The organism is Streptomyces sp. LS-MS-L19 (assembly GCF_058382285.1).
The window spans coordinates 368535-382733 of sequence record NZ_JBYCLL010000001.1; the positions used below are offsets into that span (position 1 = coordinate 368535).

The window sequence follows — 14199 nt, forward strand, 5'->3', positions numbered from 1 at the left end:
GCCGTGCCTCCCGCGGCGCCGTACGTGTGTCGGCCGTCAGCGACGTCGTCATCGTCCGCCCATCCCGAGGTTGCGGTTGTCCTGGCCGCGTTTACCCCCGATCCGCGCGAGCATGCCGGGCGTCTCCCGAACTCGACCGTTCTCGGGTTCCGGCGGCCGCCCCCGGTTCCGATCCACGTCGTGGGGAACCGGGTAGGACGTCAGAAAGGAGTCCCCGTGACCACCTACGTCATCACCGTCCCCGGTACCTTCCTGCGTGAGGTCCCCGACGGCGTCTGCTCGGACGTCGGACGACGACTGCGGCCCCAGGACCCCAGGAACACCGACCTCGGGGAGAGCGAGGAACTGAGTCTGCTGAGCGTGGAGGACGACGGTATGTTCGCCGCGCGGGTCGAGGTCGAGGCCCCCGACCGGTCCGAGGCCGAGGCCGAGGCCGTACGGCTGGTCTCCCGGGCACTGCGGGACAGCGGTCTGTCCGAGCGGGACGCGGCGCTCGGCGCGGCGGTCGTGACGGGCATCGACAGCGAGTTCTGAAGCGGGCCGCGGAGCCGGCCGCGGGGTCCGCGGCCGGCACGGGGGACGGCCGACGCCGGCGATGGCCGCCACGGGCGATGGCGGCCACGGGAGCGCGGGCGATGGGCGACACGGGGGATGCCTGCACGGGGATGGCGTCGCGAGGCTTCGCGGGTGAGGATGTTCCTTCGCGAAGTGCAGTCCGCCCACCGCGGTGCACGGGCCCTTCCGGTGCTCCCCGCGGCAAGGAGGGCCGACTTCGGCCGTCGGCCTGAAGGAGCCTCGGGATGGGTTCACACGCAGCGCCGCACCACCACAGGCGAGTCCTGGTGATGGCCTCGAGCCTCCTGCTCGTGGTCGGCGGCCTGCTGGGCCTCCCCCGGGCATCCGGCGCCCCCGCCGAGACCGACGCCTGCCGCACCACCAGCGACCGTCTGCCCCGCGGCGACTGCGGGCCGTTCTGGCAGGTCCTCGCCGAGGACTTCAACGGCGACCGGGTGCCGCAGGGCTCCTTCAGCGACTGCGAGCACCACGTCGACACGTCCGCGGCCTACTGCGGCGGGCTGACCGGGAAGTACCGCGACAACTGGTGGGCGTATCCGACGGGTTGGCCGGACACCGCCCGCAGCCGGGGTCGGGAGGTGGTGGGGGTCTACCACCCGGAGGACACCGTGAGCGTCGGTCCCGCGGCGAACGGCGACGGCAGGATGTCCGTGCGGATGTGGCGGCCGGCCGACGGGGGCCCCGTCCACGCCGCCGCGCTGGTGCCGCGGGCGGTGATGCAGATGAAGTACGGCAAGTACAGCGCGCGCATCAAGGTCACCAGGCCGGCTCCGGGGTACAAGTCCGCCTGGCTGCACTACGGCGGGGGCTGCGAGATGGACCATCCCGAAGGGGAGTGGACCGGTTCCCTCAGCTCCTTCCACCACCCGTGCGGTGGCGGTGAGCAGGGCTACTTTCCCGGCAGTGACGACTGGACGCAATGGCACACCGTGTCGACCGAGTGGACGCCGGGCCATGTCCGCTTCTTCGTCGACGGCCGGCTGACCGGCCATGACACCCGCGGGGTGCCGGCCCAGCCGCTGTCCTGGGTCCTCCAGAACGAGAGCGCGCTGGAGGGTCCGGGGGCGGCGCCGGGGAGCAGCGCGCAGCTCGACATCACGTGGGTGGCGGCGTACGCGTACGGCTGGAAGTGACGGCCGGCCGGAGCGACGGGGTGATGAGTTCGTCGGCGACCCACCGGGCCACGTGGGCGGGGTACGGCGTCGGCAGGCCGAGGACGATGTGGGTGAAGCCCGCGGTGAGGGCTTCGGTGATCGCGTCGCGGGTGTGGGCGGGGTCGTCGTAGGAGACCGCGAGGTGGATCGAGCGGGTGATCTCGGCGGGGTCGCGGCCGATCTCTTCGCAGTAGCGGTCCAGCAGGGCGCTGCGGCGGGCGGCGTCCTCGATGTCGCCGCCGGGGATGTTCCACAGGTCGGCGTGGCGGGCGGTGGTGCGCAGCGTCGAGGAGGCGCGGCCGCCGATGAGGACCGGGGGGTGGGGGCGCTGGACCGGCTTGGGGTTGCCGAAGGCGCCGGTGAGGTGGTGGTAGGTGCCGTGGGCGTCGAAGGGTTTCTCCTCGGTCCACAGGCGCTTGATCAGCGTGCAGGCTTCGTCGAGGCTGCCCACCGCGTGCGCCGAGTCGTGGAAGGGGAGGCCGTGGGCCTCGTACTCACGCCTCGCGAGGGGGTGGTCGGGGCGGGAGCCGACGCCTATGCCGAAGTCCAGTCGGCCGTCGGAGACGATGTCGACGGTCGTGGCGATCTTCGCCAGCAGGGCGGGCGGCCGGAAGCGGTTGCTGGACACCATGACCCCGAGCCGTAGCCGCCGGGTCTGTGCGGCCAGCGCCGACAGGAGCGTCCAGCCTTCGTAGGCCGGTCCGTCGGGGTCGCCGCCGATCGGCATGAGGTGGTCGAAGAGCCAGGCGTGCTCGATGGCGGGGACCGTGTCCGCCTCGCGCCAGACGCGGAGGATGTCGTGGTAGCCGGTCTGCATGGGGGCGGTCATGATGCCGAAGCTGGGCGGGGGGTGGTGGGGCATGAGGTGGGAAGCCTTTCCTGTACGTCGGCGGCTGGGTGAGGTGTGGGGCGAGCCCACCGCGTGGGGCGGGGTGCGGGGCGTGGGTCGGGGGTCGTGGGTTCGCGCCTGCTCGGCACGACGCTTGGACTACCTGCTTGCGCGGTGTGGCCCTTGAGCCGCCTTCCTGCGCGGTGTGGTCCTTGAGCCCTTGAGCTGCTGTCCTGCGCGGCGTGGTCCCCTTGAGCCGCCGTCCTGCGCGGGCGGGCCATGGGCCACCGTGATGCGCGGCGCGGGCACGCGCGGCGCGGGCCGGGAGCCGCCTTTGTGCACGTCCGCACCCGCGGCGCTCGGCCCCGACTCCCCCGCCCGTCTCGTCCCCTTTCCTACGCGGCAGTGGTCAGCGGCGGCGCAGGCTCGCGTCGAGGAGGGAGGGCGGGGTGTCGAACTTCTCCTCCGGGGCCAGGTCGGTGCCGGGGGCGACGATCTCGTCGATGGCGTCGAGTACGTCGGCGGTCAGGACCGTGTCCGCGGCGGCGAGTTGGGAGTGCAGGTGGTCGACCGTGCGCGGGCCGATGAGGGCGCTGGTCACACCGGGGTGCACGGTCACGAAGCCGAGGGCCAGCTGGATCAGTGAGAGTCCGGCGTCCTCGGCGAGTGTCGCTAGCCGCTCCACGGCGGCGAGTCGCGTCCGGTTGGCCGGGACCGTGGTGTCGAAGCGCTCCGGCAGGAACCCCGAGCGGTGGGTGCTGATGTCCCGGCCCGCGCGGATCGCGCCGGACAGCCAGCCCGAGGCCAGCGGGCTCCACGCCAGCACACCGAGGCCGTACTCCTGGGTGACGGGCAGGACATGGGTCTCGATGCCCCGCTGGAGGATGGAGTAGCTGGGCTGTTCGGTGACGTAGCGGCTCAGATGGTGCTCGCGGGCCGCCCACTGGGCCTGCACGATGCGGTGGGCGGGGAAGGTCGAGGAGCCGAAGTAGCGGATCTTTCCCGCGCGTTGGAGGTCGGTCAGGGCCGACAGCGTCTCCTCGTCGCCGGTCCTCGGGTCCCAGCGGTGGATCTGGTACAGGTCGACGTGGTCGACGCCCAGGCGGCGCAGGCTCGCCTCCAGCTCCCTGACCAGCCAGCGACGCGAACTGCCCTGGTGGTTGCGCTCCTCGCCCATCGGCATGCCCGCCTTGGTGGCCAGGACGAGGTCGTCACGCCGGCCCGCGACGGCCTTGCCGACCATCTCCTCCGACTCGCCGTCGCCGTACATGTCGGCGGTGTCGATGACGTTGACGCCGGCCTCGAGCGCGGCGTCGACGATCGCGGTGGCCTCCTCCTGCGTGGTGCGGCCGATCCGGCCGAAGTTCATCGCGCCGAGCGCGAGGGAGCTGACCTGTACGCCGGTGCGGCCCAGGGTGCGGTACTGCATGAGCGTGATCCTCCGAGGGAGCGGGAGCCCAAAGGGCATGGCTTGGTCGCGAGAGCCCCGCTCTGCCATCATGGGCAAACGGAACCTCGTTCCGGAACGATACGGAACATCGTTCCGTTTTTGCAAGCGACGGAGGAAGCGGCACGGTGAACGACAGCCCGGGGCGCGAGGCCCCGCGCCGGAAGGACGCCCGGCGCAACAAGGAGACCCTGCTGGACGCGGCGGCGGCGGTGTTCGTCGCCAAGGGCGTCGAGGCGCCGGTGCGCGACATCGCCGCCGAGGCCGGTGTCGGACTGGGCACGATCTACCGGCACTTCCCCACCCGCGCGGACCTGATCATCGCCGTCTACCGGCACCAGGTCGACGCCTGCGCCGAGGCCGGCCCGGCTCTGCTCGCGAGCAGCCCGACCGCGCACGAGGCGCTGGAGCGGTGGATCAACCTGTTCGTCGACTTCCTGGTGACCAAGCACGGCCTTGCGGGCGTGTTGCAGTCCGACAACGCCGGGTTCGACACGCTCCACACGTACTTCCTCGACCGCTTGGTGCCCGTCTGCACCCAGCTGCTCGACGCGGCGGCCGAGGCCGGTGAGATCCGCTCGGGTGTCCAGGCGTACGAGTTGATGCGCGGCGTCGGCAACCTCTGCATCGGCGCGGACAGCGACCCGCGCTACGACCCGCGGCGGCTGATCGGGATCCTCGTCGCCGGACTCAGGGTGTGAGCGGGCCCACCGGGAAACGTGCGGAGGCGGTGGCGTCGGCCGCGTGGCCGCGCCCCCGCCTCCTCCGTCGGACCGTTCTCAGGCGGCGGTGCCCCTGACCGCCGTGCCGGACCTGGTCAGCGTGTACGTCAGGACCGCCCCGCTCCAGAAGTGGAAGGTGAGGGTCACGGTGGTGTTGTCGGTGACCTCGTCGAAGAACGCCTTCGGCAACGTGATCGTGCCCGCGGCGTGGTCCGGCGTGAAGGCCACGTTGAACTGCTTGTACGTCGTCCAGGACTGCGGACCTGCGGCGGTGCCGTCGGCGTATACGGCCTCCATGGTCGCCGGCTTGTCGCCGTTGAACGCGGTGGGGATGACCAGGGAGGTCGTCGTGCCGGTCGCGCTCGTCAGCACCGGCTTGTCATAGGTGATGACATGGACGGCCCACGGGACACCGTCCGTGAACCGGAGGGAGAGGACGGCGTTCGTGCCGTACTCCTGCGACGCGGTCAGCCGGCCGAGCGTCGCCGCCGCGATCGTCAGCGTGCTGCCGCTGACGGTGTAGTCCGCGCCCCGGATCAGGGGGCGGTCACCGGCGTCGATCCTCTTCAGCCTGGTGCCGTTGAAATTCAGGGTGATCGTCGCGTCCGTCGCGGGCTTGCCCTTGGGGACGAAGAGCTGATCGGTGGACGCGGTGCCGGAGCGCTCGGTCCAGCTCGAACGTATCTGGGCGTACAGGCTCGGGTCGTTCCACTGCATGGTGCGGCGGTTGAAGCGGCTGCCGTTGTCCCACAGCATCGTGGTCAGGCCCCGATATCGCGCGTAGTAGCCGAGATGTTCGAGGTACTTGAGCGTCTCGCCCTCTTCGACCGTGCCGGGGCCGGAGTCCCAGCCGAGCAGCCCGTACTCGCCGACGACGACCGGGATCCCCTTGGCCACGAAGGATCTGTGCAGCAGGTCGAACGTGTCGGTCAGGTCCTGCTGGGTGGCCGCGTTGAAGGTCGTGTACCCGGCGAGGTTCACGCTGAAGGGCCAGAAGCTGTAGTAGTGGATCGAGGCCACGAGGTTCGGGTCGTCGAGCGCGGCGAAGGTGGCGAGCAGGGTGTCGATCTTGGGCTGGTCCGGGGTGTCCCCCAGGGTCGGCATGACCAGCAGCCGGTCGGCGTTGCGTCCGCCGCTCGCGCGCACGACGGAGTGGAAGGTCGTGTTGAGCTCGTCGATCAGGACGGCGTTCTGCTCGTCGCCGGAACTGCCGTTGAAGAAGGGCTCGTTGATGCTCTCGAAGAGCAGTCGGCGCGGCTCGTCCCGGAAGGCGGCCGCGATCTGCCGCCAGGTGGCCGTGTACTGGGCCAGGACCTCGTCGTGCCGGGTCGGCATGTCCGGCACCCACTGCCACGCGTCGCCGTGCATGTTGATCAGGACGTAGAAGCCGTCGGCCAGGGCCCAGTCGACCACCTCCTTGAGCCTGGCCAGGAACGCCGGGTCCAGGGTGTAGGCCGGAGCCGGGCCCTCGTGCTGGCCCCAGGTGACCGGGATCCGGATGCTCTTGAATCCCTGCGCCTTCAGTCTGCGCAGGAACGCCCGGGTCACCCGCGGGTTTCCCCACGCGGTCTCGTCGGCGCCGATGGCCTCGAAGGTGTTGCCCAGATTCCAGCCGGGCTGCATGGCGGCCACCACGTCCAGCGCGGACGCCGACGCGGCGGAGCCGGTGGACCGGGCGGCGGCCTGGGCGGCCGTCGGGACGGACAGCGCGGTGACGGCGAGGGCCGCGGAGGTCGTCATGACCTGGCGGCGAGTGAGACCGGCTGAACTCGGCATAGAACTCTCCATTGAGTCGAAGGGCTTCCGCCACGTCGGCGTCATCGTCGAAAGCGTCGTCGAATGCGTCATCGTCGAAGCGCTTCGACATGCGGCGGGAGCCTAGCGCAACCGGCTGACGTAGTGAACGGGCTGTTCCGCATGGGAGTTCAAAAGCTCGCGCGTCGAAGCGCTTCCCTGAAGTCCATGGCTTTGCCTGGGGCCTGGACGACGGGTCGCTCTAGGGAACCTCCGGCAGCACCGCCCGCGCCGCCGCCCGGTGTTCCCTCGCCGCGGCGGGGTCCGTTTCGGTGAGGAGAGTTGCCAGACCTTCGTGGGCCTGGGCCTCGGCGGGGCGGTTGCCGAGCCGCTCGGCGAGGGTCAGGGCCTGGCGGTGGAGGTGCAGGGCCTGCTCGGAGAGGCCTGCCAGACGGCAGGTCTCGGCGTAGGGGTTCAGGAAGTGGATCTTCCAGTGCTCCTCGAAGAGTTCGTCCAGCAACGAGAACGCCTGCTCGTGGGCGGCCAGTGCCTCGTCGTAGCGGCCCATCCGGCGCAGGGCCACGCCGAGGCAGTTCAGGCACCAGGCCTCGTTGTGCCGGTGGCCGTCCTCGCGGGCGAGCGCGAGCGCCCGGGTCAGGTGCTCGGTGGCCTCGTCGGGCTCCTCGTCGGCGACGGCCACGCCGAGGGTGATCAGGGCCGTCAGGGTGGGCGGCCACGCCCCGTCGGCGTGCGGGACCTCCAGCGCCGTGCGGGCAAGCTGCGCGGCCTCCTCGCGGTGCCCCAGCTGGAGCAGCGCCCAGGCCTCGTACGCGGTCGCGTGGGCCGTGCCCATGGGGCAGTCGGCGTCCGCGTACAGCTTCCCCGCCAGCCGGAAGAGGCCGAGGGGTTCCTCGACGTATCCCTCGTCCCATCTCAAGTAGCCGCGCCGCATGGTCAGTTCGGCCTCGACGCGAAGGTCACCGGACTCCGACACCAGCGAGGCCGCCGTGTCGTACGCGGCCGCCGCTTCCGCCATCCGGCCCGCGTTGTAGCGGGCGAAGCCCACGTCGCTGTGGGCCTCGGCCAGTTGCAGGGGCTCGCCCAGTCGGCGCGCGGCGGCCAGGGACCGTTCGAAGAGGCCGTTGAGCATCGTGGTGCCGCAGCGCCGGGCGAAGTACGCCCGCATGAAGCGCGGTAGTTCGCACAGGTGCCGGTCGGCGCCCGCGTTCTCCGCCGCCTCGAACGCGGCCAACAGGTTGAGGTACTCGGTGCCGAACCAGATCAGGGCGGCGATCTTGTGGTCGAAGCGCGGCAGTTCGGCCGCGGGGCCGTTCACCGAGGCGGCGCGGCTCAGGCCCGGGAACGGCATCGCGGCGTCCGCGGCGGCGGCCGCGTGCACGTAGTAGTCGAGGACCCGGGTGAGCGCCCGGTCCCGTTCCGTCGCGGAGTCCTGCTCGAGGGTGGTCCGGCGGGCGTGCTGGTGGACCAGGTCGTGGAGCCGGTAACGGCCGGCCGCCGGCTGCTGGACGAGGTGCGCGTCGAGGAGGTCCTCCAGCATGGCCCGCGCGTCGCGCAGCGGCACATCGGCCAGCGCGGCCGCCACGTACTCGTCGAACGACGACCCGGGCAGCAGGCCGAGCAGACGGAACAGCCGGGCCTTCGCACGGTCCAACTGCCGTACGGACATGGCGAACGCGGTGTCGAACTCGCTCGCCCCCTCCGCCATCCGCTCGACGAGGATGCCCACCGTCCAGCCCGGCCGGTGCCGCAGCCGGGCCCCGGTCAGCCGCAGGGCCAGCGGCAGCCGACCGCACAGCCGGAGCACCTTGGCCGTGTTCTCGGGGTCACGGGCGAGGCGCCCCTCGGGGTCGTCGGCCTCGCCGCCGGCGCGGGCGAGGAGTTCGGCGCTCTCCTGCTCGGTGAGGACGTCCAGGGAGACCGGTGGGACCTCGTCCAGGCCCAGCAGCCGGTTGCGGCTGGTGATCAGGGCGACGGAAGGACCGGCTCCGGGCAGCAGCGGGCGGACCTGGTCGGCGTCGGCCGCGTTGTCGAGGACCACGACGGCCCGCCGGTGCGCGAGTTCGGAGCGCCAGCAGGCGGCGAGCTCCTCGACGCCGCCTTCCTGGGGGACCTTCTCGGAGGGCACGTCGAGCGCGGCGAGCAGGGTCCGCAGTGCGCGGTCGGGGTCGAGCGGTGCGCGGCCCGCGGTGAAGCCGTGCAGGTCGAGGTAGAGCTGGGCGTCCGGGTAGTCGGCGGTGAGCCGGTGCGCGGCGTGCACCGCCAGGCAGGTCTTGCCGACGCCCGCCATGCCGTCGACGGCGATCACGCGGCTGTCGGCGATCCCGTCGAGCAGGGCCCCCAGCTGGGCCTCGCGGCCCGTGAAGTCGGGCACGTCGCGCGGGAGGTCGTTGCGGGGTGGCCGCGGCACCCCGGCGGGCGGCGCCGGGGGCGGCACCTGGCGGCTGGTCTTCGGCGGCGCCGGAAGGGGGTTGGAGGCCCGCTCCCACAGGGGGCGCAGCGGGCGGGGGTCCCGCTGGACGAGGCGGCACAGGGCGATCACGGCGGGCCAGGGCGGGACGGTTCGGCCGCTGAGGTAGCGGGACAGCGACGACGAGCTGAGTCCGGCGTCCCGTGCGAGGGCCCGTACGCCCCGCTTGGACAGCTCCTGGAGCAGCCGCAGCCGGGCGGCCAGCTCCTCCTGCGGATCGTGGCCCGCTGTTCTGTCGTGCTCCACCACAGTTGTCCCCCGCCCCCTGTCCCGCCCCGGCAGTAGTTGTCCGGGCCGGATCGTGCCTGTTCAACGCCGTTGCGGCTGTCCCACGGTGTCCCACGGCCGTCGTCCTGACAACCCCTTTCGGCTGAGATGGAATCACGCCCCGCAGGGACGGGGCACAGTCCGACGAAGGAGAGCAGTCAGATGCAGTCCCGTATGCAGAACCCCGCCGTCGTCCTGTCCGACGCGATGCAGCCCATCCAGCAGCTCATGAAGACCGTGCACACCGGCGGCGTGGACGGGCAGACGCTGGAGCTGGTGCATCTGCGGGTCAGCCAGATCAACGGATGCAGCGCCTGTGTCGACGGCGGCGCCAAGACCGCCCGTAAGGCCGGGGTGAGCGACGAGCGGCTCGCCACGGTGGCCGCGTGGCGGGAGGCCCCCTACTTCACCGAGGAGGAGCGGGCGGCGCTCGCGCTCGCCGAGGCGGCGACCCGGCTGGCCGACCGTCCCGACGCGGTGAGCGACGAGATCTGGGACACCGCCGCCACCTACTTCGACGAGAAGCAACTGGCCGCGATCGTGCTGATGGTCGGTGTGACCAACCTGTTCAACCGGCTCAACGCCACGACCCGGCAGATCGCCGGCGCGTGGGGCTGACCGGCGCGGTGCGCGGACCCGCGTGGGGATGACTGGCGCGATGCGCCGTCCCGCGTGGGGCTGACCGCCGCGATACGGGGTCCCGCGTGGGGCTGACCAGCGCGACCCGCCGCCCATCGTGGGGCTGACCGGCGCGATGCGCCGTCCCGCGTGAGGATGTCCCTGAGCCCTGTCCCCGCCCTCTCGCCCTGCCCGCCCCCTCCCCACCACTTGACCACGCCCTGACCGTCCGAGGCCGGAAGGAACCGTCATGACCAGCACGCGGAAGACCACCAAGAGGACCGAGACGTTCACCGACGAGGAGCGCGCCGCGATGAAGGAGCGCGCCCAGGAGCTGAAGACGTCGGCGCGCCGCAGTTCGCGGGCCGACAAGGCGGCGGAGGAAGAGGCCGCCGTGGTCGCGAAGATCGCCGAGATGCAGGACTCGGACCGGGTCATGGCCGAGCGGATCCACGCCGTGGTCAAGGCGAGCGCACCGGATCTGGCGCCGAAGCTCTGGTACGGGATGCCGGCGTACGCCAAGGACGGCAAGGTCGTCTGTTTCTTCCAGAGCGCGCAGAAGTTCAACGCGCGGTACGCGACCTTCGGCTTCAACGACAAGGCGAACCTCGACGAGGGCACGATGTGGCCGACCGCCTTCGCGCTCACGAAGCTCACCGCGGCGGACGAGGCGCGGATCAGTGAACTGGTGAAGAGGGCGGCGGGCTGAGGAGCACGAGCGGGAAGAGGGGTCGACAGATGCACAGGCCGATGAACAGCCCACGTCCCGAAGGGCTGTTCGTCGGCCTGTGCACCTTGGACGTCGTTCAGCTCGTGGACCATGTGCCGGGGTCCAACGAGAAACTGACGGCCCGTGAGCAGGTGGTGGCCGCGGGCGGACCGGCGGCGAACGCGGCCGTGGCCTTCGCCCACCTGGGCGGTTCGGCTCGGCTGCTCACCGGGATCGGGTCCCATCCGCTGGGAGTCGTGATCGCGGCGGATCTGGGCCGACTGGGCGTGGACGTGTCCGACCTGGCGGCCGGCTCGGTCGAGCCGCCGGCCGTGTCGTCCGTTCTGGTCACCGCGTCCAGCGGGGACCGTGCCGTCGCGTCGACCAACGCGAGCGGTGCCAGGCTCGCCCCGCCCGCCGATCTCCACGCGCTGGTGGCCGGCTGCGACATCGTCGAGTTCGACGGCCATCACATGGAGCTGGCGACGGCCGTTGCCCGTGCGGCGCGGACCGCCGGCCGTCGGACCGTTCTCGACGGGGGCAGTTGGAAGCCCGGCACGGAGGAACTGCTGTCCTCGATCGACGTGGCCGTGTGCTCGGCGGACTTCCGGCCTCCCGGCACGGACGGCCCCGAGGACACCCTGCGTTTTCTGCGCGAGCACGGGGTCGCCTGGACGGCGGTCAGCCGCGGCGGGCGGCCGATCGTGTGGGCGGGCCCCGACGGCGGCGGCACCGTGGACGTGCCCGCCGTCCGGGTCGCGGACACGCTCGGCGCGGGTGACGTTCTCCACGGGGCACTCGCCCATCACCTCGCCGGGCGGGGGGAGTTGACCCCAAGGGGGTTCGTCGACGCCTTGCGCGGCGCGGCCGTGGTGGCCTCGCGGGCCTGCTCCTCGTTCGGCACCCGGGCCTGGATGCAGAGCCGGTGAGACACATCGGATCTATCCCGCTCCATTGACGACCAGCAACCTCAACTCTAAGTTGCCTTGCGGGATAGCTCCGATGATTCCTGGCACAGAGCCGAGCCGAGCCTGTCTGGAGGCACCATGTCCTCGCCCGCCGCCCCTGATCCGTCCAGACGCACCGTTCTCGCCACCGGCACCGCCGTCAGCGGCGCACTGCTGACCTCGGGTCTGACCGCACAGACGGCAGCGGCCGCGCCCACCGAAGCCGGCGAAGCCACCGCGGCCGTGTCGGCCCGCGACCCCTGGCACACCGTGCTCGACGACGCCGACCTGGTCTGGCAGCGGATGCCGACGGCCTGGTACGAGGGCCCGTTCCTCGGCAACGGCTTCCTCGGCTCCGGGATCTACGCCGAGCCGGGAGCGGCCTCCACCGCCGTCCGCTTCAACGTCCAGCACTCCGAAGTGCAGGACCACCGACCGGAGTTCGGCTCCCTCTTCGGCCTGGCCCGGCTGCCGATCGGCCACTTCACGCTGGAGCCCGTGGGCGCGATCACCGGTCTCGACTGGCGACTGTCGCTGCGCGACGCCGAGTTGACCGGCACGCTCACCACCGAGAAGGGCACGCTCCGACTGCGTGCCCTGGTGCACAACGACCGCTCGGTGCTCGCCGTCGAGGTGACGCCGAGCGAGGGCGAGCGCGGCTTCCGCTGGGTCTTCCACCCCGCGGAGGCGATCAGCCCGCGCGCCGCCTTCAAGCCTCTCCCGGACGGCTACCGGGGCAATCCGCCCGCCCAGGTCGCCGACCACGACGGCGTCACCGCCGCCGTGCAGCCGCTGCTGTCCGGCGGACAGCACGTGACCGCGTGGCGCGAGCGGAGCAGCGGCCGGACACGGACCCTGTACGCGCATGTCGCGCACTCGTACCCGAAGACGACAGCGCTCGGCCAGGCTCTCAAGACGGTACGCGCCGCCTCCCAACTCCCCTACTCGGCCCTGGCCTTGGACCACCGCGTCTGGTGGCACGCCTACTACCGCAAGAGTTTCCTGTCCGTCCCCGACGCCCGCATCCAGCGCTTCTACTGGATCCAGCTGTACAAGACCGCGGCCGCCGCCCGCCGCGACGCCCCCGTGATGGCGACCAGTGGCCCCTGGCTGGAGCCGACCCCCTGGCCCAACACCTGGTGGAACCTCAACGCGCAGCTGGAGTACTGGCTCATCCACGGCTCCAACCACCTCGAACTCGACGCCGTCACCCGGGCGTTGAGCGAGTTCCGGGCCAATCTCGCGCAGGAGACGCCGACGCCGTACCGCGCCGACTCGCTGGGCATCCCGCGCACCACCGACCCCCAGCTGGTCAACGGCGCGGTCAGCCCCCTCATGGGCTACGGCGTCGGCATCCCCGGCCAGGACCCGCCCACTCCCGAAGTCGGCAATCTGACCTGGGCGTTGCACAACGTCTGGCTGAGCTACCGGCACACGATGGACGAGTCGATCCTCCGTGACGTCCTGTTCCCGCTGCTGCGCAAGGCGATCAACTACTACCTGCACTTCCTGGAACCCGGCCCGGACGGCAGGCTGCATCTGCCCGCGACCTTCTCACCGGAGTACGGCGGCGACTCGCGCGACTGCAACTACGACCTGATGCTCCTGACCTGGGGGTGCCGGACCCTCGTCGAGTCCGCCGAACTCCTGGGCATCGACGACAAGTCGGCCCCCCGCTGGCGGGACGTCCTCGCCAGACTCACGCCGTACCCGGTCGACGGCAACGGCTTCATGATCGGCGCGGACATCCCCTTCGCGAAGTCGCACCGCCACTACTCGCATCTGCTCGCGGTGTATCCGCTGTACGAGGTGACCGGCCGCACACCTGAGGAACGCGCCCTGATCGAACGGTCGTTGGCGCACTGGGTGGGCTTCGAGGGGGCTCTCCAGGGCTATACGTTCACCGGTGCCGCGTCCATGTCGGCGCTGCTCGGCAAGGGCGAGGACGCCCTGAACTATCTCGGCGAGCTGATGACCCGCTTCATCCAACCGAACACCATGTACCAGGAGTCGGGCCCGGTCATCGAGACCCCGCTGTCGGCGGCCCAGTCGCTGCACGACATGGTGTGCCAGTCGTGGGGCGGTGTCATCAGGGTGTTCCCCGCGCTGCCCGCCGCCTGGCAGGACCTGACCGTGCACCGCTTCCGCACCCAGGGGGCCTTCCTGCTCAGCGCGGTCCGCCGGGGCGGCACCACCCGTTGGGTGCGGTTGGTCAGCGAGGCGGGCGCCCCCTGCGTCGTACGGCACGGGATCGCGGGCCCGATCGAGGTGCGGGACGGGCACGGCCGTCCCCTGCGCCACGAGGACGCGGGGGACGGGGCCGTGCGTATCGCGCTGCGGAAGGGCGAGTCGGCGCTCGTCACCGCCAGGGGGGACCGGCCCGACCTGAGCGTCGCGCCCGTGCGTCCGAACGCGGACGCACCGCGCTGGGGGCTGCCCCGCGCGTGAGGGGGGCCGCTCAGGACCTGCGGCCGCGGACGTTCCAGCCGCTGCCGACGCCTGCCAGGTGGAGGGCGAGCACCATCAGGCCGAGCAGCATGATGTTCGTCGAGGTGAAGGTGTCGTTCGTCGAGATGTCCGCGGCGTTGATCAGAAAGGAGATGAAGAACAGGACCGCGGAGATGATGGCGAGCATGTTGCCCATCCCTTCGAATGTCTGGGTCATGACGTTCAGATGTCTGAGGTCATGGCGTTGCGTACCCCCCGAT

General features: G+C 71.5%; 12 protein-coding genes. 7 read left to right on the forward strand and 5 right to left on the reverse strand.

Going from position 1 to position 14199, the window contains the following annotated elements:
• Positions 1 to 216 precede the first annotated feature (216 nt).
• Positions 217 to 534, forward strand: coding sequence for a hypothetical protein (locus AC2XR2_RS01640; RefSeq protein WP_449352237.1), 318 nt, complete (start codon positions 217 to 219; stop codon positions 532 to 534).
• Positions 535 to 800: 266 nt separating this feature from the next.
• Complete coding sequence (locus AC2XR2_RS01645) at positions 801 to 1709, forward strand: glycoside hydrolase family 16 protein (protein WP_491514014.1); 909 nt, start codon at positions 801 to 803, stop codon at positions 1707 to 1709.
• On the opposite strand, the gene AC2XR2_RS01650 is transcribed toward AC2XR2_RS01645, so the two are convergent.
• Together AC2XR2_RS01650 and AC2XR2_RS01655 are read right to left on the reverse strand one after the other, a co-directional pair.
• Positions 1672 to 2592, reverse strand: a complete 921-nt coding sequence (locus tag AC2XR2_RS01650; RefSeq protein ID WP_491514015.1) for an LLM class flavin-dependent oxidoreductase — start codon at positions 2590 to 2592, stop codon at positions 1672 to 1674. The genes AC2XR2_RS01645 and AC2XR2_RS01650 overlap by 38 nt on opposite strands.
• Before the next feature lie 376 nt (positions 2593 to 2968).
• Positions 2969 to 3988, reverse strand: a complete 1020-nt coding sequence (locus tag AC2XR2_RS01655) for an aldo/keto reductase (RefSeq protein WP_491514016.1) — start codon at positions 3986 to 3988, stop codon at positions 2969 to 2971.
• A 146-nt stretch (positions 3989 to 4134) separates the two neighbouring features.
• Here AC2XR2_RS01655 and AC2XR2_RS01660 point away from each other — a divergent pair, with 146 nt between their 5' ends.
• Positions 4135 to 4707, forward strand: a complete 573-nt coding sequence (locus tag AC2XR2_RS01660) for a TetR/AcrR family transcriptional regulator (RefSeq protein ID WP_491514017.1) — start codon at positions 4135 to 4137, stop codon at positions 4705 to 4707.
• Between the two features lie 78 nt (positions 4708 to 4785).
• Here the strand turns inward: AC2XR2_RS01660 and AC2XR2_RS01665 are convergent, their stop codons facing one another.
• Positions 4786 to 6504, reverse strand: coding sequence for a cellulase family glycosylhydrolase (locus AC2XR2_RS01665; protein ID WP_491514018.1), 1719 nt, complete (start codon positions 6502 to 6504; stop codon positions 4786 to 4788).
• A gap of 220 nt (positions 6505 to 6724) precedes the next feature.
• A complete protein-coding gene (locus AC2XR2_RS01670; protein WP_491514019.1) occupies positions 6725 to 9196 on the reverse strand; it encodes an ATP-binding protein in 2472 nt (823 codons plus the stop codon).
• Between the two features lie 183 nt (positions 9197 to 9379).
• On the opposite strand from AC2XR2_RS01670, the gene AC2XR2_RS01675 reads away from it, so the two are divergent.
• From AC2XR2_RS01675 to AC2XR2_RS01690, 4 genes are all read left to right on the forward strand, one after another.
• Positions 9380 to 9835 (forward strand): carboxymuconolactone decarboxylase family protein, encoded by a 456-nt coding sequence (locus tag AC2XR2_RS01675; protein WP_381303440.1) that lies wholly within the window; start codon positions 9380 to 9382, stop codon positions 9833 to 9835.
• A gap of 250 nt (positions 9836 to 10085) precedes the next feature.
• Positions 10086 to 10544, forward strand: a complete 459-nt coding sequence (locus tag AC2XR2_RS01680) for an iron chaperone (protein WP_491514020.1) — start codon at positions 10086 to 10088, stop codon at positions 10542 to 10544.
• Between the two features lie 41 nt (positions 10545 to 10585).
• Complete coding sequence (locus AC2XR2_RS01685) at positions 10586 to 11473, forward strand: PfkB family carbohydrate kinase (RefSeq protein ID WP_491514021.1); 888 nt, start codon at positions 10586 to 10588, stop codon at positions 11471 to 11473.
• Positions 11474 to 11590: 117 nt separating this feature from the next.
• Positions 11591 to 13939 carry a glycosyl hydrolase family 95 catalytic domain-containing protein gene (locus tag AC2XR2_RS01690; RefSeq protein WP_491514022.1) on the forward strand — a complete coding sequence of 783 codons (2349 nt, stop codon included), beginning with the start codon at positions 11591 to 11593 and terminating at the stop codon, positions 13937 to 13939.
• Positions 13940 to 13949: 10 nt separating this feature from the next.
• Here AC2XR2_RS01690 and AC2XR2_RS01695 read toward each other — a convergent pair whose 3' ends face one another.
• Positions 13950 to 14156, reverse strand: a complete 207-nt coding sequence (locus tag AC2XR2_RS01695; RefSeq protein WP_381303480.1) for a hypothetical protein — start codon at positions 14154 to 14156, stop codon at positions 13950 to 13952.
• Between the last annotated feature and the right edge of the window lie 43 nt (positions 14157 to 14199).

Excerpts from the sequence above, each read along its gene's own strand:
- AC2XR2_RS01650 (WP_491514015.1), bottom strand. The coding sequence starts at position 2,592 with ATGCCCCACCACCCCCCGCCCAGCTTCGGCATCATGACCGCCCCCATG.
- AC2XR2_RS01655 (WP_491514016.1), bottom strand. The coding sequence starts at position 3,988 with ATGCAGTACCGCACCCTGGGCCGCACCGGCGTACAGGTCAGCTCCCTC.
- AC2XR2_RS01675 (WP_381303440.1), top strand. The coding sequence starts at position 9,380 with ATGCAGTCCCGTATGCAGAACCCCGCCGTCGTCCTGTCCGACGCGATG.
- AC2XR2_RS01690 (WP_491514022.1), top strand. The coding sequence starts at position 11,591 with ATGTCCTCGCCCGCCGCCCCTGATCCGTCCAGACGCACCGTTCTCGCC.
- AC2XR2_RS01680 (WP_491514020.1), top strand. The coding sequence starts at position 10,086 with ATGACCAGCACGCGGAAGACCACCAAGAGGACCGAGACGTTCACCGAC.
- AC2XR2_RS01695 (WP_381303480.1), bottom strand. The coding sequence starts at position 14,156 with ATGACCCAGACATTCGAAGGGATGGGCAACATGCTCGCCATCATCTCC.
- AC2XR2_RS01665 (WP_491514018.1), bottom strand. The coding sequence starts at position 6,504 with ATGCCGAGTTCAGCCGGTCTCACTCGCCGCCAGGTCATGACGACCTCC.
- AC2XR2_RS01685 (WP_491514021.1), top strand. The coding sequence starts at position 10,586 with ATGAACAGCCCACGTCCCGAAGGGCTGTTCGTCGGCCTGTGCACCTTG.
- AC2XR2_RS01645 (WP_491514014.1), top strand. The coding sequence starts at position 801 with ATGGGTTCACACGCAGCGCCGCACCACCACAGGCGAGTCCTGGTGATG.